17 protein-coding genes are annotated in these 18,733 nt (G+C 73.3%); 8 read left to right on the top strand and 9 right to left on the bottom strand.

Translation table 11 applies throughout. The features are described 5' to 3' along the window. Positions 1 to 4: 4 nt before the first annotated feature. Entirely contained in the window at positions 5 to 1,033 is a 1,029-nt protein-coding gene (locus EES41_RS12160; protein ID WP_123077980.1) for an endonuclease/exonuclease/phosphatase family protein, read from the bottom strand. Positions 1,034 to 1,328: 295 nt separating this feature from the next. On the opposite strand from EES41_RS12160, the gene panB reads away from it, so the two are divergent. From panB to EES41_RS12175, 3 genes are all read left to right on the top strand, one after another. Further along, positions 1,329 to 2,189: a 3-methyl-2-oxobutanoate hydroxymethyltransferase gene (gene panB, locus EES41_RS12165; RefSeq protein WP_123077982.1), complete on the top strand. Its 861-nt coding sequence runs from the start codon at positions 1,329 to 1,331 to the stop codon at positions 2,187 to 2,189. Between the two features lie 131 nt (positions 2,190 to 2,320). Next, positions 2,321 to 3,352, top strand: a complete 1,032-nt coding sequence (locus EES41_RS12170) for an ATP-binding cassette domain-containing protein (RefSeq protein WP_174261678.1) — start codon at positions 2,321 to 2,323, stop codon at positions 3,350 to 3,352. Further along, positions 3,349 to 4,212 (top strand): ABC transporter permease, encoded by an 864-nt coding sequence (locus EES41_RS12175; protein ID WP_123077984.1) that lies wholly within the window; start codon positions 3,349 to 3,351, stop codon positions 4,210 to 4,212. The genes EES41_RS12170 and EES41_RS12175 overlap by 4 nt, the downstream gene beginning before the upstream one ends. Positions 4,213 to 4,272: 60 nt before the next feature. Here EES41_RS12175 and EES41_RS12180 read toward each other — a convergent pair whose 3' ends face one another. Continuing rightward, positions 4,273 to 7,620, bottom strand: coding sequence for a BTAD domain-containing putative transcriptional regulator (locus EES41_RS12180; protein WP_123077986.1), 3,348 nt, complete (start codon positions 7,618 to 7,620; stop codon positions 4,273 to 4,275). 59 nt (positions 7,621 to 7,679) lie between these two features. Between EES41_RS12180 and EES41_RS12185 the strand changes: the two genes are divergently transcribed. Further along, a complete protein-coding gene (locus EES41_RS12185; protein WP_123077988.1) occupies positions 7,680 to 8,483 on the top strand; it encodes a site-2 protease family protein in 804 nt (267 codons plus the stop codon). A gap of 19 nt (positions 8,484 to 8,502) precedes the next feature. Here the strand turns inward: EES41_RS12185 and EES41_RS12190 are convergent, their stop codons facing one another. After that, positions 8,503 to 8,697: a hypothetical protein gene (locus tag EES41_RS12190; protein ID WP_123077990.1), complete on the bottom strand. Its 195-nt coding sequence runs from the start codon at positions 8,695 to 8,697 to the stop codon at positions 8,503 to 8,505. A gap of 217 nt (positions 8,698 to 8,914) precedes the next feature. Between EES41_RS12190 and EES41_RS12195 the strand changes: the two genes are divergently transcribed. Continuing rightward, entirely contained in the window at positions 8,915 to 11,065 is a 2,151-nt protein-coding gene (locus tag EES41_RS12195; RefSeq protein WP_123077992.1) for a TerD family protein, read from the top strand. A gap of 27 nt (positions 11,066 to 11,092) precedes the next feature. Here the strand turns inward: EES41_RS12195 and npdG are convergent, their stop codons facing one another. Further along, the gene (gene npdG / locus EES41_RS12200) at positions 11,093 to 11,812 is read right to left on the bottom strand and encodes an NADPH-dependent F420 reductase (RefSeq protein ID WP_123077994.1); all 720 of its coding nucleotides are present in this window, start codon (positions 11,810 to 11,812) and stop codon (positions 11,093 to 11,095) included. Between the two features lie 108 nt (positions 11,813 to 11,920). Here npdG and EES41_RS12205 point away from each other — a divergent pair, with 108 nt between their 5' ends. Beyond that, positions 11,921 to 12,526 (top strand): hypothetical protein, encoded by a 606-nt coding sequence (locus EES41_RS12205; RefSeq protein WP_123082407.1) that lies wholly within the window; start codon positions 11,921 to 11,923, stop codon positions 12,524 to 12,526. Positions 12,527 to 12,535: 9 nt separating this feature from the next. Here EES41_RS12205 and EES41_RS12210 read toward each other — a convergent pair whose 3' ends face one another. Then, on the bottom strand, positions 12,536 to 12,778 hold the full coding sequence (locus EES41_RS12210) for a hypothetical protein (RefSeq protein ID WP_123077996.1): 243 nt from the start codon (positions 12,776 to 12,778) through the stop codon (positions 12,536 to 12,538). 72 nt (positions 12,779 to 12,850) lie between these two features. Here EES41_RS12210 and map point away from each other — a divergent pair, with 72 nt between their 5' ends. Together map and EES41_RS12220 are read left to right on the top strand one after the other, a co-directional pair. Continuing rightward, a complete protein-coding gene (map, locus tag EES41_RS12215) occupies positions 12,851 to 13,708 on the top strand; it encodes a type I methionyl aminopeptidase (RefSeq protein ID WP_123077998.1) in 858 nt (285 codons plus the stop codon). A gap of 133 nt (positions 13,709 to 13,841) precedes the next feature. Further along, on the top strand, positions 13,842 to 14,489 hold the full coding sequence (locus EES41_RS12220; RefSeq protein WP_073796158.1) for a heme oxygenase (biliverdin-producing): 648 nt from the start codon (positions 13,842 to 13,844) through the stop codon (positions 14,487 to 14,489). Between the two features lie 17 nt (positions 14,490 to 14,506). Here the strand turns inward: EES41_RS12220 and EES41_RS12225 are convergent, their stop codons facing one another. The 4 genes from EES41_RS12225 to EES41_RS12240 all read right to left on the bottom strand — a co-directional run bounded on the left by EES41_RS12225 (position 14,507) and on the right by EES41_RS12240 (position 18,642). Further along, positions 14,507 to 14,839, bottom strand: a complete 333-nt coding sequence (locus tag EES41_RS12225; protein ID WP_123078000.1) for a hypothetical protein — start codon at positions 14,837 to 14,839, stop codon at positions 14,507 to 14,509. 70 nt (positions 14,840 to 14,909) lie between these two features. Beyond that, positions 14,910 to 15,587, bottom strand: coding sequence for a PhzF family phenazine biosynthesis protein (locus tag EES41_RS12230; protein WP_123078003.1), 678 nt, complete (start codon positions 15,585 to 15,587; stop codon positions 14,910 to 14,912). Positions 15,588 to 15,606: 19 nt separating this feature from the next. Next, positions 15,607 to 17,094 carry an HtaA domain-containing protein gene (locus tag EES41_RS12235; RefSeq protein WP_123078005.1) on the bottom strand — a complete coding sequence of 496 codons (1,488 nt, stop codon included), beginning with the start codon at positions 17,092 to 17,094 and terminating at the stop codon, positions 15,607 to 15,609. A gap of 63 nt (positions 17,095 to 17,157) precedes the next feature. Next, a complete protein-coding gene (locus tag EES41_RS12240; protein WP_123078007.1) occupies positions 17,158 to 18,642 on the bottom strand; it encodes an HtaA domain-containing protein in 1,485 nt (494 codons plus the stop codon). Between the last annotated feature and the right edge of the window lie 91 nt (positions 18,643 to 18,733).

The raw sequence follows: 18,733 nt of genomic DNA on the forward strand, positions 1-18,733 counted from the left end.
GGCCCTAGGGCTTGACGGTGACGCGGGCGGCGATCGGGAGGTGGTCGCTGCCCGTGCGGGGCAGTGACCAGGAGGCCTCCGGCTGGATTCCGCGGACCATGATCTGGTCGATCCGGGCCATCGGGAACTGGGCCGGCCAGGTGAAGCCGAAGCCGTCGCCGGCGGCGCCCTGCGTGGAGCGCATCTGCGAGGTGACCTCGGACAGGGACCGGTCGTTCATGGTCCCGTTGAGGTCGCCGAGCAGGATGACCTTCTTCAGCGGTTCGGCGGCGAGCGCGGCGCCCAGCGCGTCGGCGCTGTTGTCGCGCTGGTTGGCGGTGAAGCCGGCGTTCAGCTTGACCCGGACCGAGGGCAGGTGGGCGACGAAGACGGCGATGGGCCCCTGCGGGCTGCTCACGGTGGCGCGCATGGCCCGGGTCCAGCCGAGCCGGATGTCCACGGCCTGGCTGGCGGTGAGCGGGTACTTGCTCCACACCCCGACCGTGCCCTCGACGGAGTGGTACTTGTAGACGGCCCCGAGGTACTTCTCGTACGTGGGGACGGCGCCCGCCTTGAGCTCGGTCAGGGCGAGGACGTCGGACCCGGACTTCGCCAGCGACTGGGCGGTGCTCTTCGGGTCGGGGTTGTCGGCGTCCACGTTGTGCGTGGCCACGACCAGGTTGCCGCCGGATCCCGACTTGTCGGTGACCAGGCCCCCGAACAGGTTCACCCAGACCACGGCGGTCAGCAGTATCGCGATCAGCGCCGTCGCGGACTTGCGGACCACGGCGGTGACCAGCAGCACCGGCACCGCCACGCCCAGCCAGGGCAGGAAGGTCTCGGTGAGACTGCCGAGGTTGCCCACGTCGTTGGGCAGTCTGGCGTGGAAGATCATCACCAGGGAGATCAGCGCGGCCAGCCCGGCGGTCACGATCCCGCGCCGCCAGATGCCCGGGTCTCCGCGCAGATCGGCCAGTCGGCGCCGGAGGCCGGATCCGGAGGGCTCGGGCTCCGAGCCGCCGTTCCCCGTCTCCGTCATGTACGCCTGTGCCATGCCGCTGCCCTCACTGCCGTGCTCGCGCTCCGTCCCCGCCCCTTGACCCTAGGCGATGTACGGAGCATTCCGTGCCGTTTGTCCGGCCGTACGTCCGGGAGGACGAACGGCCATGCGGTGCGGGTTCCGGTTGTCACGAAACGCGCACATTGGGCCCGTACGCGGGGGCCGGGGTCCGGAGTGTGACGGACCGGGCACCGTGGCACTTCCGTACCGGGCCCGGCTGGTGCCACCATGGTGGGTGAGTCCGGGGACGCCGTAAGGGTGCCTCGAGATGACACGAGGAGCAGTTGCAATGACGCATGCCGTTTCGCCTGCCCGCGAGAGTGCCGGCCCCTCCCTGTACGGGGGCTCGCGCACCCGGCGCATCACGGTCCGCGACCTCACGCTCGCCAAGGAGCGCGGCGAGAAGTGGCCCATGCTCACCGCCTACGACGCGATGACCGCGTCGGTGTTCGACGAGGCCGGGATCCCGGTCGTGCTCGTCGGTGACTCGATGGGCAACTGTCACCTGGGTTACGAGACCACCGTCCCCGTGACGATGGACGAGATGACCCTGCTGTCGGCGGCCGTGGTGCGGGGCACCAGCCGGGCGCTGGTCGTCGGTGACCTGCCGTTCGGCTCGTACCAGGAAGGCGCCGTGCAGGCGCTGCGCAGTGCCACCCGTCTGGTCAAGGAGGCCGGGGTCGGGGCGGTCAAGCTGGAGGGCGGCGAGCGTTCGCTGGCCCAGACCGAGCTGATCGTGCAGTCCGGCATCCCGGTCATGTCGCACCTGGGTCTGACCCCGCAGTCCGTGAACGCCATGGGCTACCGGGTGCAGGGCCGCGGCGACGAGGCCGCGCACCAGCTGCTGCGCGACGCGAAGGCGGCGCAGGACGCGGGCGCGTTCGCGGTGGTCCTGGAGCTGGTCCCGGCCGAGCTGGCCGCCGAGGTCACCCGGTCCCTGCACATCCCGACCGTCGGCATCGGCGCCGGTTCGGAGTGCGACGCGCAGGTGCTGGTGTGGACCGACATGATGGGTCTGACCGGCGGGAAGATGCCGAAGTTCGTGAAGCAGTACGCGAACCTGCGGCAGACCATGGGCGACGCGGCGAAGGCCTTCGCCCAGGACGTGGTCGGCGGAACGTTCCCGCAGGAGGAGCACGCCTTCCACTGATCGCCGTAGCGCGCTCACGGCCCGCCGACGCGTCCGTCGGCGGGCCGTGAGCCGTGTCCGAGCCGTCTGCGGGCGGCTTGTCAGCGGGCTGTCGGTGGCTTGTAGGCGCGTTGTCGGTGGCGGCTGGTCCCATGGTGGACATGACGCGAACCGACAACAATCCGCCGCACGGCCCGCTCGCCGTGGAGGTGCGGGGGCTGGTCAAGCACTACGGGGAGACCAAGGCCCTCGACGGCGTGGACCTCGATGTCCGGGAGGGCACGGTCCTCGGGGTCCTCGGCCCCAACGGCGCCGGCAAGACCACCCTCGTCCGCTGCCTCTCCACCCTGGTCGTCCCCGACGCCGGCACCGCCTTCGTCGCCGGCTACGACGTGGTGCGCCAGCCCCGCCAGCTGCGCCGCACCATAGGCCTCACCGGCCAGTACGCCTCGGTCGACGAGAAGCTCTCCGGCCGGGAGAACCTCTACATGATCGGCCGGCTGCTCGACCTGTCCCGCAAGGACGCCCGGACGCGCGCCGACGAGCTCCTGGAGCGGTTCTCGCTCACCGAGGCCGCGAAGAAGGCCGCGATGCACTACTCCGGCGGCATGCGCCGCCGGCTCGACCTGGCCGCCTCGATGATCGGCCACCCGGCCGTGCTGTACCTGGACGAGCCGACCACCGGTCTGGACCCCCGCACCCGCAACGAGGTGTGGGACGAGGTGCAGCGGATGGTCTCCGAGGGGGTCACCGTCCTGCTCACCACCCAGTACATGGAGGAGGCCGAGCAGCTCGCGAGCGAGCTGACGGTCATCGACAAGGGCAAGGTCATCGCCAGCGGCAAGGTCGACGAGCTGAAGGCGCGCGTCGGCGGCAGGACGCTGAAGGTCCGCCCCGTCACCGTGTCCGACCTGCCGGGCATGGCGCGCTCGCTGGCCGAGGCCGGTCTGGACGGCCTGGCCGGTTCGCAGATCGCGTCCGAGGAGGGCGTGCTGCTGGTCCCGATCCTGAGCGACGAGCAGCTGACCGCCGTGGTCGGCCTGCTGGCCGCCCGCGGGTACGCGATCGCCGACCTCGGCACGTACCTGCCCAGCCTGGACGAGGTGTTCCTGTCCATCACCGGCCAGAAGCCCGCCGGCCCCGACTCCGTTCCCGCCCAGCAGACCGAGGAGGTCGCGGCATGAGCACCGTAACCACGTCCAAGCCCAGCGGCGACGCGGCCGCCCCGGTGGCCGCCGCCACCGCCGCCGCGGTCCGGTCCGAGGACGGCCGGATCGGCCTGCGGGCCAATCTGCGGCACATCGGCGCCCTGGTGCGCCGCAACACCCTGCAGATCAAGCAGGACCCCGAGTCGATGTTCGACGTCCTGTTCATGCCGATCGTCTTCACGCTGCTGTTCGTGTACGTCTTCGGCGGCGCGATCGCGGGCAAGGGCAACCAGGGCGACTACGTCAACTACCTGGTGCCCGGCCTGATGGCGATGATGGGCATGAACATCGCCATGGCCGTCGGCACCGGCGTCAACGACGACTTCAAGAAGGGCGTGATGGACCGCTTCCGGTCCATGCCCATCGCCCGCTCCTCGGTGCTCATCGCGAAGATCGTGGTGGAGCTCGGCCGGATGATGATCGCCATCGGCATCCTGCTGATCATGGGCTTCATCCTGGGCATGTCGATCAAGACCTCGGTGCTGGACCTGCTCCTCGCCATCGGGCTGTCGGCCGTGTTCGGCGCCTCGCTGATGTGGATCTTCATCCTGCTCGGCCTCACCCTGAACTCGGCACAGGCCGTCCAGGGCATGGCGATGGTGGTGCTGATGCCGCTGCAGTTCGGCAGCTCCATCTTCGCCAAGCCGGCGACCATGCCGGGCTGGCTGCAGAGCTTCACCGACTACAACCCGCTGTCCAACCTGGCCGACGCGGCACGCGGCCTGATGATCGGCGGCCCGGTCGGCCACTCGGTGATGGTCACCCTGATCTGGTCGGTCGCCATCACCGCGGTCACCATGCCGCTCGCTGTCCGCAAGTTCCGCCAGAAGACCTGACCCGGGACGGCCGGTCCGTTCCGGATCGCGTCCCGGACGGGCCCCGCACGGGGGGCCGGGTCAGACGAGGGCGGTGGCCTCCTCCAGGGTGAGGTCACCGCCTTCGGCGTACGCGGCCTCGTACCCGGCATCGCCCAGCGCCGCCCGCGCCAGCTCCTCGGCGCGGGCGGCGTCCGCGCGTTCGGTGCTGACCGGGAAGTGCGCGGGCGGCAGGTGGGCCCGGTACGCGCCGATCAGCCGGGCGGCGTCCCGCGGCCGCTCCGGGCCGCCGGGCGAGGCGAGGGAGACGGCCGCCGTCAGCAGGAACACGGCGGACAGCTGCGGGGCGACCATCACCGCGAGCGGATCGCGGGCGTCGGCCGAGGCCGCGCGGACCACCGCCAGGGCGTCCTCGTACTCGCCCTCCTCGTTGTCCAGCCAGGCCACCGTGGCCAGGAGGAACACGTCGAACACGGCGTACGCGCCGAACGTGAACTCCTCGCGCAGCGCCGCCACCTGGGCACGGGCCTCGGCGAACCGCCCGCTGCGGCCGAGGATGCCCGCGAGGAACATCCGGGCGGCGGGCGTGGCCTCGTTGCCGTAGCGCTCCACCCTGCCGAGGATCTCGCCCAGGATCTCCTCGGCCGCCTCCGTCTCCCCGGTCTCGGTGAGGGTCCCGGCCATCCGCACGCGGAGCACCGTCACCTGTGCCCTGGCGCCGAGGCGTTCGGCGTGCTCGATCGCCGCGCGGAAGTCCTGGGTGGCCAGGGCGTACTCGCCGCGCTTCTCGCGGGCCTCGGCGCGGGCGGAGAGGGCCTCGGCGCAGCCCCAGTCGTCGCCGAGCTCACGGAAGAGGGCCAGGCTCTCCTCGGCGTCACGGGCCGCGTCGCCGGCCCAGTCGGCGCGGTTGGCCAGGATGTTGGCGCGCAGCTGGAGGGCGGAGGCGAGCTCCCAGCGGTAGCCGAGGGACCGGGCGGTCTCCACGCTCTCGTGCACGACGCGGCGGAGCAGCTCGGTGTCGCCGGAGATCATCACGGCGTAGACCCACAGGCCGGCCGGGGGCCGGCAGGTCTGCGGGAGGCCGGGCCGGTAGACGCTCGTCATGGCCGCGATCTGGTCGCGTATCTCCGGGGTGCTCCAGTCGGCGCTGTTCTGGTCCCGGGCGGCCAGCCGGATCAGCTGGATGCCGCGCCAGCCCTCGGTGAGCAGTTCGCCGGAGTACGGCGGCGGCGCGTCGACGATCCGCTCCAGGACGGGTGCGGCGGGTGCGGCGGGCGGCGCGAAGGGGTCCGGGCCGAGCGGCGCGGCGGCCTCGGACCAGTGCCGGGACTCGGTGCGCAGGTCCTGCATGACCCAGTACCAGACCAGGGAGTGGACCAGGCACAGCACCTCGTCGGCGTCGCGGAGCGCCACGGCGCGGCGCAGGGCGGTACGGAGGTTCTCGTACTCGGTGGAGAGCAGGGCGGCGGCGGCGCGCTGGCCGTGGCCGCGCAGCGACGGCTCGGTGGTGCGGGCGAGTTCGCGGTAGTGGGTGAGGTGGCGCCGCTCGGTGTCGGCGCGGTCCCCGGCGGCCTCGGCCAGCCGCTCGGCGGCGTACTCGGCGACGGTCTCCAGCAGCCGGTAGCGCATCTCGTCGCCGCCCTGACCGGGGGCGGCGACGACGAGGGACTTGTCGACGAGGGAGCCGAGGGTGTCGGCGACGTCCAGGGCGTCGGTGGCGTCGGTGGCGTCGGCGCAGACGGCCTCGGCCGCGGCGAGGTCGCAGCCGCCGGCGAAGACGGAGAGGCGGCGCAGGACGGTGCGTTCGGGCGCGTCCAGCAGCTCCCAGGACCAGTCGACGACGGCGCGCAGGGTCTGCTGGCGGGGCAGGACGGTACGGGAGCCGCTGGTCAGGAGCCGGAACCGGTCGTCGAGGCGGTCGGCGATCTGGCGCGGGGTCAGCAGCCGCAGCCGGGCCGCGGCCAGCTCGATGGCGAGCGGGAGACCGTCCAGGCGTCGGCAGATCTCCGCGGCCGAGGCGGGGTCGTCGGCGGGGGTGAAGCCGGGGCGGGCGGCGGCCCCGCGGTCGGCCAGCAGTCGCAGCGCGACGGGGTCGGGCAGCGGCTCGACGGGCCGCAGGCTCTCGCCGGGGACGCCGAGGGGTTCGCGGCTGGTGGCGAGGATCCGGATGCCGGGGCAGCGCGCCAGGATCTCGGCGGCGAGTTCGGCGGCGGCGCCGATGACGTGCTCGCAGTTGTCCAGGAGCAGCAGGAGGCGGCGGCCCGCGCAGTGGTCGGCGAGCCGGTCGAGGGGGCCGTCGCCGGCCCGGCCGGTGAGCGCCCGCAACTCCTCGGCGGCGGCGCCGCGCAGCTTGGTCTCCCGCGCCCCGAGCGCGGCGAGGACGGCGTCGGCGACGTCCTCCGGGTCGTCCACGGGCGCCAGTTCCACGAACCACACCCCGTCGGGCCAGCGGCCGGGGTCCTGTGCCTCGGCGGCCTCCTGGGAGAGCCGGGTCTTCCCGGCCCCGCCGGGCCCGAGCAGCGTCACGAGCCGGGCCCGCGCGAGGTCCTCCCCGATGACGCGGATGTCGTCTTCGCGCCCGACGAAGGTGGTGAGCCGCGCCCGCAGGTTCCCGGGCGGCCGGCCCTGGCCGGGCGCGGCGCGGTCGGCGGTGTCGTCGGCCGAGTGGGGCGGGTGGTCCGGGTGGGGCGGGCGGTCCGGGTGGGACGCGGTGGCGGGGGCAGGGGCGAGGAGGGCGGCGTGGAGGGTGCGCAGGGCGGGGCCCGGGTCGGTGCCGAGGCGGCCGGCCAGCTCCCGGCGGAGCGCGTCGTAGGCGGCCAGCGCCTCCGCCGGGCGGCCGGTGTCGCGCAGGGCGCGGATGCGGAGGGCCTGGAGCGGCTCGTCCAGGGGGGCGGCCGCGCACAGCGCGGTCAGCTCCGGGAGCGCGGACTCCGCCTGCCCGAGGTCGAGGGCGGCGGCGAGCCGGCCCCGGCGCGCCTGTGACCGCAGCGCCTCCCACCGGGCGGACTCCGCCGCCCCGTCCGGCAGCGAGGCCAGCGCCGGCCCGCGCCACAGGGCGAGCGCCTCGTCGTACAGGGCGGCCGCCTCGGCCGGGTCGGCGGCTTCGGCGGCCGCCCGGGCGAGGCGTTCGAAGCGGTACAGGTCGATGTCCTCCCGGTCGGCGGCCAGGGCGTACCCGCTCTCCCCGGAGCCCACGGCCGCCTGTCCGAGCGCCCGCCGCAGCCGGGCCACCAGCGCTTGCAGCGCGGCCACGGCGTCCGCGGGCGGGTCGCCGTCCCATACGTCGGCGACGAGCGCGCGCACCGGCACCGCCCGCCCCGGCCGCAGCGCGAGCGCGGTCAGCAGCGCCCGCAGGCGTGCTCCGCCGACGGCGACGGGGGTCCCGTCGTCGCGGATGGCCTGGGTGGTGCCGAGAATCGTGTAGCGCACCGACCCATTCTCCCGGACCCGGGCCCCGGCCCGTCCGGAACGCGGGATAGGTTCGCCGCATGGGTCATCAGGGCGGCCGCGGCGAGCGGCGTATCAGTGCGGTATTCCTCGGCATCGTCGCGGTGATGGCGGTCACCGGCTGGGCGGTGTGGACGGGCTACGCGACCAGTCCGGGTCTCGCCGTGTTCCTGTTCGTGACCTCCGCTTGGATCGTCTCGCTCTGCCTGCACGAGTACGCGCACGCCCGCACCGCCCTGCACGGCGGCGACCTCACCGTCGGCGCCAAGGGCTATCTGACGCTGAATCCGCTCAAGTACACGCACGCGCTGCTCAGCATCGTGCTGCCGGTGCTGTTCGTCATCATGGGCGGCATCGGCCTGCCCGGCGGGGCCGTGTACATCGAGCGCGACCGGATCGCGGGCCGCTGGAAGCACAGCCTCATCTCGGCGGCGGGTCCGCTGGCCAACGTCGCGTTCGCGATCGTGTGCACGGCCCCGTTCTGGCTGCACGCCCTGGACGGGGTGCCGGTGGCGTTCCGCTTCGCGCTGGCCTTCCTGGCCCTGCTCCAGGTCTCGGCGGCGATCTTGAACTTCCTGCCGGTACCGGGCCTGGACGGCTACGGGATCATCGAGCCCTGGCTCTCGCACCGGGTGCGCCGCGAGCTGGCGCCGATCGCGCCGTTCGGGCTGATCGCCCTGTTCGCGATGCTGTGGATCCCGGAGGTCAACCAGTTCTTCTTCGGCGTGGTGGACGGCGTGCTGTCCGCGCTGGGCGTGAACGAGCGGGCCGCCTACTGCGGCCAGGACCTCTACCGCTTCTGGCAGGGCGGCGACTCGTTCTTCTGCGCCGCGCCGGTCGAATAGCCGCGACGGGCGAGGCGCCCTAGATCGCCTGGCGGGTGTTCTCCGCGGCCTTGGCGGCCTTCGCCTTGCGCAGGTAGAACCAGGCCATGTTGGAGGTGACGCCGGCCAGCAGCACCCACACGATCCCGAGGAAACTGCCCTCCACGAAGGCGACGACGGCAGCGGCCACGGACAGGGCGCAGACGACTACGGCGAACACGGCAAGGCGGGGCATGGGGAACAGCTCCTCGGCGACACGGGACGGGTAGAGCCCCTCCAGTGTCCCCCATGCCCCGCCGTGCTCCCGTAAAGGCACCCGGGTGCCCCCTCCCGGTCCTTTTTCGCCATTTGCCTGATCTTCCGACCGACGCGCCGCTACGGTCGCCGGACAGGACGACGGCCCGGCCCGCTCGGCCCGTTGTGGACGACGCCGGGCGTCTGGGGGGAGAGACATGCGGGAGATCTCCAAGGGTGCGAACGTCAGCCTGACCGCCCTCAGTGAGGACGCCGGCTCGGTCGTGGTGAGCCTGGGCTGGAGCAGCGCTTCGGGGGCGGGCGACGCCGACGTCTCCGTCCTTCTCGTCGGCGAGGACGGCAAGGTCCGCAGCGAGAACGACTTCTACTTCTACAACAACCCCGCGGCCGCGGACGGCAGCGTGCAGCTGCTGGGCAAGACGCCGACGGACAGCGGGGACGAGGACCGGATCGGGGTGGACCTGACCGCCGTCCCGGAGGAGGTGGCCCGGATCGTCGTGGCGGCCAGCCAGTACGGCGGCACCCGCTTCGGCGACCTGGACGGGCTGCGGATGACGGTCGCGGACAGGTCGGGCGAACCGCTGGTCGGGTTCTCGATCGACGACGCGAGCGTGGAGACGGCGTTCATCTTCGGCGAGCTGTACCGGCGCGGGGAGGAGTGGAAGTTCCGCGCGGTCGGGCAGGGCTACGAGACCGGTCTGGCGGGGCTGGCCACGGACTTCGGCATCGCCGTCGAGGAATCCGAGGAATCCGAGGAGCCGGAGGAGCCGGAGCCTGCGGGGGAACCGCCGGAGCCGGGCGTTGCCGCGGAGCCGCAGGCGGCGCGGACGACGACGGCGGGAACCCCCGGGCCCGCCGGGAGCCCGACCGCACCGGCGGCCCCGGCGGACGCGGGAACCGCCGGCCCCGCCGTGAGCCCGGCCACGCCGCAGGCGGCGGAGGGGGCGGGAACCGCCGGGGGCCCGGCCGCGCCCGTAGGGCGGCCGCCGGCCCCGGGCGCCGCCCCGGGCGCCGTCGTCCCCGCCCAGGCGCGCGGGCCCCGGACGACGCGGAAGAAGGTGACGCTGCCCAAGGCGCCCGGGAAGTCGCTCGCCGAGAACGAGTCCTGGCGCCCGGCCCGGCTGTTCCCCGTCCCGTCGCTGAAGAGCGACAAGGAGCGGGAGGTGCGCGCCACCTCGGTGCTGTTGTCCGTCATGGCGCAGGTGCCGGAGTTCGGCCGCCGCCTCACCGCCGCGTTCGGCGCTCCCGCCGGGCGGATGCAGACCTTCACCGAGGTGTCCCTCCCCCACGGCGACACCCCGCGGCGCCCGGACGGGGTGATCCGGGTCGAGCGGGCCGGGAAGCTGTGGACGGCGCTGGTGGAGACGAAGACCAACGGGAACCCGCTGCGGCCCGAGCAGGTGCAGCAGTACATGGACATCGCCGCCCGCCGCGGCTACGAGTCCGTGATCACGCTCTCCAACGACGTGGCCCTCGAAGGCACCGCCATGGTGGACGTCAAGGTCGACGGGCGCCGCAAGCACAAGGTCGGGCTCTGGCACCTGTCCTGGGCCGAGGTGGCCCATCAGGCCCAGCTGCTGATCCGGCACGAGGGCGTGGGCAACGCCGCGCACGCCTGGCTCCTGCAAGAGCTGCTCGCGTACCTCCAGCACGAGCAGTCGGGCTGCCACGGGTTCCAGAACATGGGCCCCGCCTGGGTCCCCGTCCGCAACGGCATCGAGGACGAGACCCTGTGCCTCGGGGATCCGCGCGCCACCGAGGTCGTCGAGAGCTGGGAGCGGCTGATCCGCCAGGTCTGTCTGCGGCTCGGCGGGGAGCTCGGCCAGAAGGCGCTGCCGGTGCAGCGGGTGCGGCGCGGCAGTGATCCGCGGAGCCGGCGCGCGGCGGCAGCGGAGCGGCTGTGCCTGGACGGCAGGCTCTCGGCGGAGCTGCGCGTCGAGGGGACGAGCAGTGTCATCGCGGTGACGGCCGACCTGCGGACGGCGAAGATCCGCACCTCCGTGGACGTGCCCGCGCCGGAGGGCTCGTATCCGCTGGTGACGGTGCGGCGGCTGGTGCGGCTGCTGGCCGAGGCCCCGGCGGACCTGCACGTGGAGAGCCTCGTCGAGGGCGAGAACGGGCCGCGCGGGACGCTGGAGCGGCTGCGGCCCGAGCCCGGCGACCTGGTGCCCAGGAGCGGGGCCGCCCTCACCGGGTTTCGGTTGACGCTGATCAAGGGCATGGGCAACAGCCGCGGCAATACGGAGTCCGGTTTCATCCGCAGCGTCGACGAGGCCGTGGACCGGTTCCGGCAGGGGGTGGTGGCGCACCTCGGGCCCCTTGAGGCGCGTGCGGGCCGCCGCGGCTGACTTCGGCGGCGGCCCGGCCGTGGCGGCTCAGACGTCCGTGACGCGCAGGCCCGCGTGGGCCTTGTAGCGGCGGTTGGTGGAGATCAGGTTGGCGACGAGCGCCTCGACCTGGTGCGCGTTGCGGAGCCGGCCCGCGAACACGCCGCGCATGCCCGGGATGCGGGCGGCGAGGGCCTGGACGATGTCGGTGTCGGCGCGGGATTCGCCGAGGACCATCACGTCGGTGTCGATCTCCTCGACCGTCTCGTCCTGGAGCAGGATCGCCGAGAGGTGGTGGAAGGCGGCGGTCACCCGGGAATCGGGGAGCAGGGCCGCGGCCTGCTGCGCCGCACTGCCCTCCTCGACCCGGAGGGCGTACGCGCCCTGCTTGTCGAAGCCCAGCGGGTTGACGCAGTCCACGACGAGCTTGCCCGCGAGGTCCTCGCGCAGCGCTTCGAGGGTCTTGGCGTGCCCCTCCCAGGGCACCGCGACGATCACGATGTCGCTGCGGCGCGCGCACTCCGCGTTGTCCGCGCCCTCCACGCCGAGGCCGAGCTCCTCGGCGGCGGTGCGCGCCCGGTCGGCGGCGCGCGAGCCGATGATCACCTTCTGGCCGGCCCGGGCGAACCGGTAGGCGAGGCCCCGGCCCTGGTCGCCGGTGCCGCCGAGTACGCCGACGACGAGGCCGGTGACGTCCGGGAGGTCCCACGGGTCCTTGACCGGCGGCTTCTGCGTCCCCGGTGCCTGCGTGCTGTCTGTGGAAGTCATGGGGGCGAGCGTACTGCCGAGTATGCGAAAGCCACACAGGTCCGCGCGGTCGGGGCAACCGGCCCCGGAAGCCCTCCGGACGTCCCCCGGATGGTGCAGGATGCCGTCATGGACGCCGTCAGGGTCGCGCTGCTGCGCGAGGTGCTCGCCGGTACGCGGTGGCCGGGTGCCGCCCGGCAGTTCGCCGGGGCGCTGCGCCGGTCGGTCGTAACGGCCGGCGGCGGTCTGCTGCTGGTGGGGACCGAGCAGTACGAGCCGTGGCACCTGGCCGCGCACCTGGTGGACGAGGCCGCCTGGTCGGGTCAGCCGGAGCTGGCGCCGACGCTGGTACGGCATCACGTGCGGCCGGGTGAGCCGCCGCACCTCTCGGTGGGGCTGGGCCGGCTGGCGGCGGCGCGGCGGGGTCAGACGCTGCTGGTGGTGGCGCCGGCGCCGCCCGGTGCGGGGCTGCTGGAGCGGGTGTGCGACGCCCGGCGGGCGGGGGCGACCGTACTGTCCCTGGACGGCGGGGATCCGGATCTGGGGGCGCTCGCGCACGAGGGGCTGTCGGTGCCGGAGGGCGCCGCCGAGCTCGATCTGGACACGGTGCAGCACCTGGTCAGCGCGGCGGCCGGGGAGAACGGCCTGCCGGCGCGGCGCGGGCCGGTCCGGCTCCGGGACCGGCTGGCCCGGCTGGCCGATCAGCTGACCGCGCCGCCGCCGAGCCGCTGGTAGGGCCGGCCGTCAGGGCGTGGTGCCCTCTTCTTCGGCGCCCTCGCGGGACTTGTCGTTCCACGCCGGGTCGTTCTGCCATTCGAGGTTCCGCTCCTGTGCCGTCGCCATGGCGTGGGCGGCCTCTTCAGGGGTGCCGTACGGTCCGAACCGGTCCTTGGCCGGGCATTCCGGGCCTTCCTCGACCTTGTGGTGGACCAGGCAGTAGTACCACTCGCCGGGTTTGCCCACCTGACGCTTCTTGAACAGGGCCATCGTCCTCGGGTTCCTCTCGTTACCGGTCTCTCTCGCCATGCTGCCCCATCCTCGCTGGATACACTCGCTTGCATGTCTGGCCAGTCGCTGCTCGTACCCGGCGAGCTCTCCCCCGCCCGTTCCGTCCCCGGCAACATCCGCCGGCCCGAGTACGTGGGCAAGCCCGCGCCCACTCCGTACACCGGACCGGAGGTGCAGACGGCCGAGACGATCGAGGCCATGCGCATCGCCGGCCGGATCGCCGCGCAGGCGATGGAAGAGGCCGCCAAGCTCATCGCGCCGGGGGTGACCACCGACGAGCTGGACCGGGTCGCCCACGCGTACATGTGCGACCACGGCGCCTACCCCTCGACGCTGGGCTACCGGGGCTTCCCGAAGTCCCTGTGCTCCTCGGTCAACGAGGTCATCTGTCACGGGATCCCCGACTCGACCGTCCTGCGGGACGGCGACATCGTGAACCTCGACGTGACCGCGTACATCGGCGGGGTGCACGGCGACAACAACGCCACCTACCTGTGCGGCGAGGTGGACGAGGAGTCGCGGCTGCTGGTGGAGCGCACCCGCGAGGCGCTGAACCGGGCCGTCAAGGCCGTGAAGCCGGGCCGCCAGATCAACATCATCGGCCGGGTCATCGAGTCGTACGCGAAGCGTTTCGGTTACGGCGTGGTCCGGGACTTCACCGGCCACGGCATCAACTCGTCCTTCCACTCCGGCCTGATCATCCCGCACTACGACAGCCCGCACGCCACCACCACGATCGTGCCCGGCATGACCTTCACGATCGAGCCGATGCTGACGCTGGGCACCCACGAGTACGACATGTGGGACGACGGCTGGACGGTCGTCACCAAGGACCGCAAGCGCACCGCGCAGTTCGAGCACACCCTCGTGGTGACCGAGTCGGGGGCGGAGATCCTGACCCTGCCGTAGCCCGGGACGCGCGGATTTTTTACCGACAAGGCGTCGGGAACACATTGACTTAGGTATGCCTAAGTAGGAGGATCGGGTGTGGCGGCGGTGCCGTCACGCCTTTTCCGCTGTTCAGACTCCCCGGAGGTACGCCTTGGACGCCTTCTCGACGGTCATCCGCGTCGCGTCGCACGAGCAGCACACCGAGGCGGAGACCTCGACGTTCATGAGCGACCTGCTGGGCGGCCGGCTCGGCGTGGACGCCTACACGCGCTACACCGAGCAGCTGTGGTTCGTCTACCGGGCACTGGAGGACGCGGCCGACTCCCTCAGGGACGACGCGGTGGCCGGGCCCTTCATCCGGCCCGAGCTGATGCGCGTCGCCGAGATCGAGCGGGACCTGGCGCACCTGCGCGGCCCCGGGTGGCGCGAGAGCCTGGTCGCGCTGCCGGCCACCGAGGCGTACGCGGCCCGGGTGGCCGAGTGCGCGGCCACCTGGCCCGGCGGGTACGTCGCCCACCACTACACCCGGTACCTGGGCGACCTCTCCGGCGGCCAGATCATCCGGGACAAGGCCGAGCGCACCTGGGGCTTCGAGCGCAAGGGCGACGGCGTGCGGTTCTACGTGTTCGCGGAGATCTCCAACCCGGCGGCCTTCAAGCGCACCTACCGCGAGCTGCTGGACGCGATCGCCGCGGACGACCTGGAGAAGCAGCGCATCATCGACGAGTGCAAGCGCGCCTTCGACTTCAACGGCGCGGTCTTCGGCCAGCTGGGCGAGCAGTTCCGCCTCAGCGCGTAGCCCGCCCGCACCCTCGCTCAGTCCCCCTGGATCAGCCAGGCCACGATGCCGGCGCAGAACAGCAGCGCCTCGGCGATCCGGGCGTAGAAGAGGGCGAGCGCGCATCCGGCGGCGCCCGTCGCGATGCGCGCCGCGCGCTGCTCGGGCGTGCGGGGGCGCCGCCAGGTGGCGGCCACCAGACCCAGCGCGAGCAGGTACGGGAGCAAGAGCCACAGCGGGGCGCCGGGCAGCATGGACGACGCGTAGCCGAAGCCGCCCGCCGCCAGCGCCAGCGCGGTGAAGAGCGCGGGCACCAGAACCCAGGGCTGGGTGCCGGCGGCGGGGCCCTGGGCGGTCGAGGTCGTGTTCATGCCCCCATCGCACCACCCGGCCGGCTCCTGAGGGCAGGGCGTACGTACTCAACCGGGGCCGTCGGCGTACTCAGTTCGCGGCGGCGGCCGGCTCCCGGGGCAGGGCGAAGCGGACGCGGCCGCCGATCTCCACCGTGCCGTCGGGGCCGGGGGCGGTGAGGATCTGGGAGCCGGCGCCCTGGGTGATGTTCAGGGCCCGGTTCAGCTCGGCCGTGAGCAGGATCGCCGCCGAACCGGTGGCCTCGTCCTCGACGATGGCGCCGTCGGGGCGGCGCGGGAAGCCCCGGGCGCGGACGCGGCCCGCGGTCTCGTCCTCCCAGGCCCAGGCGTACAGCCAGCCCTCGCCCGGCGGCGGGGCCGGCAGCGCCTCGACCTCGGCGGCGCTCGCGTACTGCTCGGTGCGCTTGCCCTCGACCCACTCCGGGCGGGCGGTGATCCAGGTGAACTCCCCGTCGTCGCGGGCCCATACGGATCCGGCGGGCGGCTGGAGCTCCTCGATGTCCAGCAGCCACGCGACGCCGACGAGCGGGTGACCGGCGAAGGCCATCCGGGTGCCGGGGGTACGGATGTCGACGACCCCGCGCTCGGGGTCGTCGACGAACACCGTCTCGCTGTAGCCGAGTTCGGCGGCCAGCGCCTGCCGGGACGCGTCGTCCGGGCAGGTCCGGCCGTCGCGTACGACGCCGAGCGGGTTGCCGTACCGGCCGTCACCCGCGCAGAAGACCTTGAGCACATCGAGATCGTTCACGCGGGAATTCAAACACGGCTCAGTTGCCGGCCGTGCGCCGCCTGCGCGCGAGGTAGACCGCACCGGCTCCGGCGGCGATGACCGCTCCGGAGGCGCCGAGCAGGGCGCCGGCCGGGATCTCGGCGCCGGTGGAGGCCAGGTTCCCGCCGACGCTGCCGCCCCCGCCGCCGACCGAGCCGCCGCCGACGGAGCCGCCGGCCGAGCCCCCGCCGGTGGCGGCGCCGGTCGTGCCCGCCGGCGCCGTGCGCGTCGGCGCGGTGGTGGGCGTGGTGGTCGGCAGGACGACGTCCTTCTCCACGGCCACGGCGAGGTCGACGTCGTCGATCCGGTCGCCCGCCTTGTACAGGGAGCCGGTCGTGGCGTTGGCGAAGGCCGCCGCGCCCTCGGCGGTCAGCGCCGTCGGGACCCCGCCCAGGGCCAGCAGACCGCCCTTCGTCTTGTACTCGGCCTTCGAGAGGTCGAGGGTGGCGAAGGGGACGGCCGTCTTGGTGCCGGAGGCGTTCTTCACGTCCAGGACCAGGGTGCCCTTGGCGCCGTCCGCGTCCACCTTGATGTTGCCGAAGGTCATGTCGATGCCGTGGGCGGCGTACTGGAAGCGCAGGTTGCCCTCGAAGGCGGCGCTCAGCTTCCGCTTCTTGACGTCGAGTTCGCCCTTGCCGGCGGGGAAGGAGAAGGTGGGGCCGCTCGCGGCCGCCCCGCCCGCCGGGGTGACGGTGCCGCCCGCGCCCTGCACGTACTTGCGGAAGGACTCCTTGATCCCCCAGGTCAGCTTGCCGCTCAGGACGGGCTGCGGGCCGTCGGCCGGCGGGGTGGAGGTGGTCTTCGACGGGGACGTCGTGGGCGCCGGGGCGGAGCTGGAGGTGGAGGTGGTGGGCGCGGGAGAGGCCGAGGTGGAACCGGTGGGCCCGGGCGCCTCGAACGCCACCGCGGCCGTCAGCGGGTCGCCCTTGAGGCCCGCGTACTGCGGGCCGCCGAGCTGGTCGGCCGCGTCCTTGGTGAGGGTGGTTTCCAGCTTGGTCATCACCGGGCCGGCGAAGGCCACCTCCGCGAAGGCCACGTCCGGGGTGAGCACCCCGTTCTTGGTGACGTCGACGGTGAGCTTCTTCGTACCGGTGTCGATACGGAAGTTGGCGAGCTTGACGACGAACCCGTGCGCGGACGCGTCGAAGACGACGCTGCCCTTGAAGGCGGCGGTCACCACGTTGGTGCCCGGGTCGTACTGGCCGGTGGCCGAGCCGAGGCGGAAAGTGCCGTCCGCGTTCCTGGTGGCGCCGCCGGAGGTGGTGATCGTGCCCTTGGCGGTCTTCTCCACGTAGGTGCGGTAGCGCTCCAGGAGGCCCCAGTCGAGGGTGCCGTCGACGATCGGCTTCGGCGCGGCGGCGGGCGCCACGGCGGCGGCCGGAGACCCGGCTCCCGCCGTCGCGGGCAGGACGAAGGCGGTGGCGCCGAGGGCGGCGACGGTGGCTATGGCGGCCGCGAGGGCGACGGGGCGGCGCGGGGAGGACATGGCTGAGTACTCCTGGAGACGGGGGAAGGGGGAAGTGGGGCGGGGGTGGGTGAGCGCGGGGCGTCAGGACCGGGGGGTGTCCGTGGGACCCGCCTCGGGCGCGGAAGAAGAGGGGGAAGAAGGCGAAGAGGGGGAAGGGGGCGTGGTGCGGCGCTTGCGGACCACCAGGAAGGCGGCGCCGCCGGCCAGGGCGAGCACGGCCGCGCCGAGGGCGACGTACATCCCGGTGTGCGAGCCGTCGGCCGCCTTCCGCGCCGCCTCCGGCGCGGCGGCGGACGGCGAGGCGGCGGAGCCGGGCGCGGGCGTGGCCGTGGAGCCCAGGTCGGGCAGGGCCGGCAGCCGCGCGCCCTCGTCGAGGGCGACGGCGAGCGAGACGGGGTCCATCTCGGTGCCCGCCTTGTACATGGAGTTGAAGGCCTGGGAGCCGCCCTCGGTGAGGGTGGCGGGGGCCTCGGTGAGGGTGGCGAGCCCGCCCTCGGTCTTGAGGCCCTTCGCGTCGAACTCGACCAGCGGGACGGCGCTCTTGGTCTCGCCCGCGGTGGTGACGTCGGCGGTCAGGACGCCCTTGCCGTCCTGGACCTTGGCGCTCAGCGCGCCGAACTTCAGGTCGAGGTGGGCGCCGGTGAAGTGGACGGACCCGGCGAAGGCGGCGTCCAGGGTGCCCTTCCCGCCGTCGTACGAGCCCTTGCCCCGGCCGAAGCGGAACAGCGCGCCGCCGTCCTGGGCGCCGTCGGCGAGGGTCCACTTGCCCTGGCCGATGGAGCCGGTGACGTACTCGCGGAAGGTGCGCCGTACGCCCCAGTCGACGGCCGCGTCGACGAAGGCCCCTGCGGGCGGGGCGCCCTGCGGGGAGCCGCTCGCGCTCGGCCGCGCGCTCGGCGTCCCGGCGGGCTGCGAGGACTGCCCGGCCTCCGGGGCGGTCTTGACGTCGGCGGAGAGCGAGACCGGGTCGAGCTGCGCGCCGGCGGCGTAGTAGCCGGCGAAGGCCTGGGCGCCCTCGCCGGTGAGGGTGACCGGGATGTTGTTCAGGGCGATCGGGCTGCCGCCGCCCAGCATGTTGACGCCGCCGAGGCCGAGGGTGGCGAAGGGCACCTGGGACCGGGTGCTGACGACGCCGGTGTCCTTGGCCTTGCTGGAGACGTCCACGTACAGGGTGCCGACGCCGCCGTTGATCTTGACGGTGGGCCGGCTGACGCTGAGGTCCAGCTCGTAGGCGCCGTCCGGCTTCTGGTGGCCCTGGAACTGGACCCCGCCGCTGAAGGAGGCCTCGAAGGCGCCGGATTCGGGGTCGTAGGAGCCGGTGGCCGAGTGGAAGCGGAAGAGGCTGCCGCCGGCCGTGGCGGCTCCGTTCTTCAGCTTGAAACCGCCTTTCGCGACCGGCCCGGTGACATAACTCTGGAAGGACGACTTGATGCCCCAGTCGAGCCGGCCCCCCTGCACGGTACGGCCGGCGGCGTGCGCGCCGGTGGCCGGAACCAGGGCCGTCAGCAAGGCCGCCAGGGTCGCCAACAGGGCGACGGCGAGAGCGCGGGCGGGTCTTGCGGGCATGAATGCCCCCTCCAGGGTCTGGCTAATAAGGTTAGGCTAACCTAAGCTATCCCGGTTGAGTGAGGAACCCCCAGGCTCCCCGAACCTCGGC

This window comes from Streptomyces sp. ADI95-16, from assembly GCF_003721495.1.
In the GTDB taxonomy this organism is placed as follows: Bacteria; Actinomycetota; Actinomycetes; order Streptomycetales; family Streptomycetaceae; genus Streptomyces; species Streptomyces goshikiensis.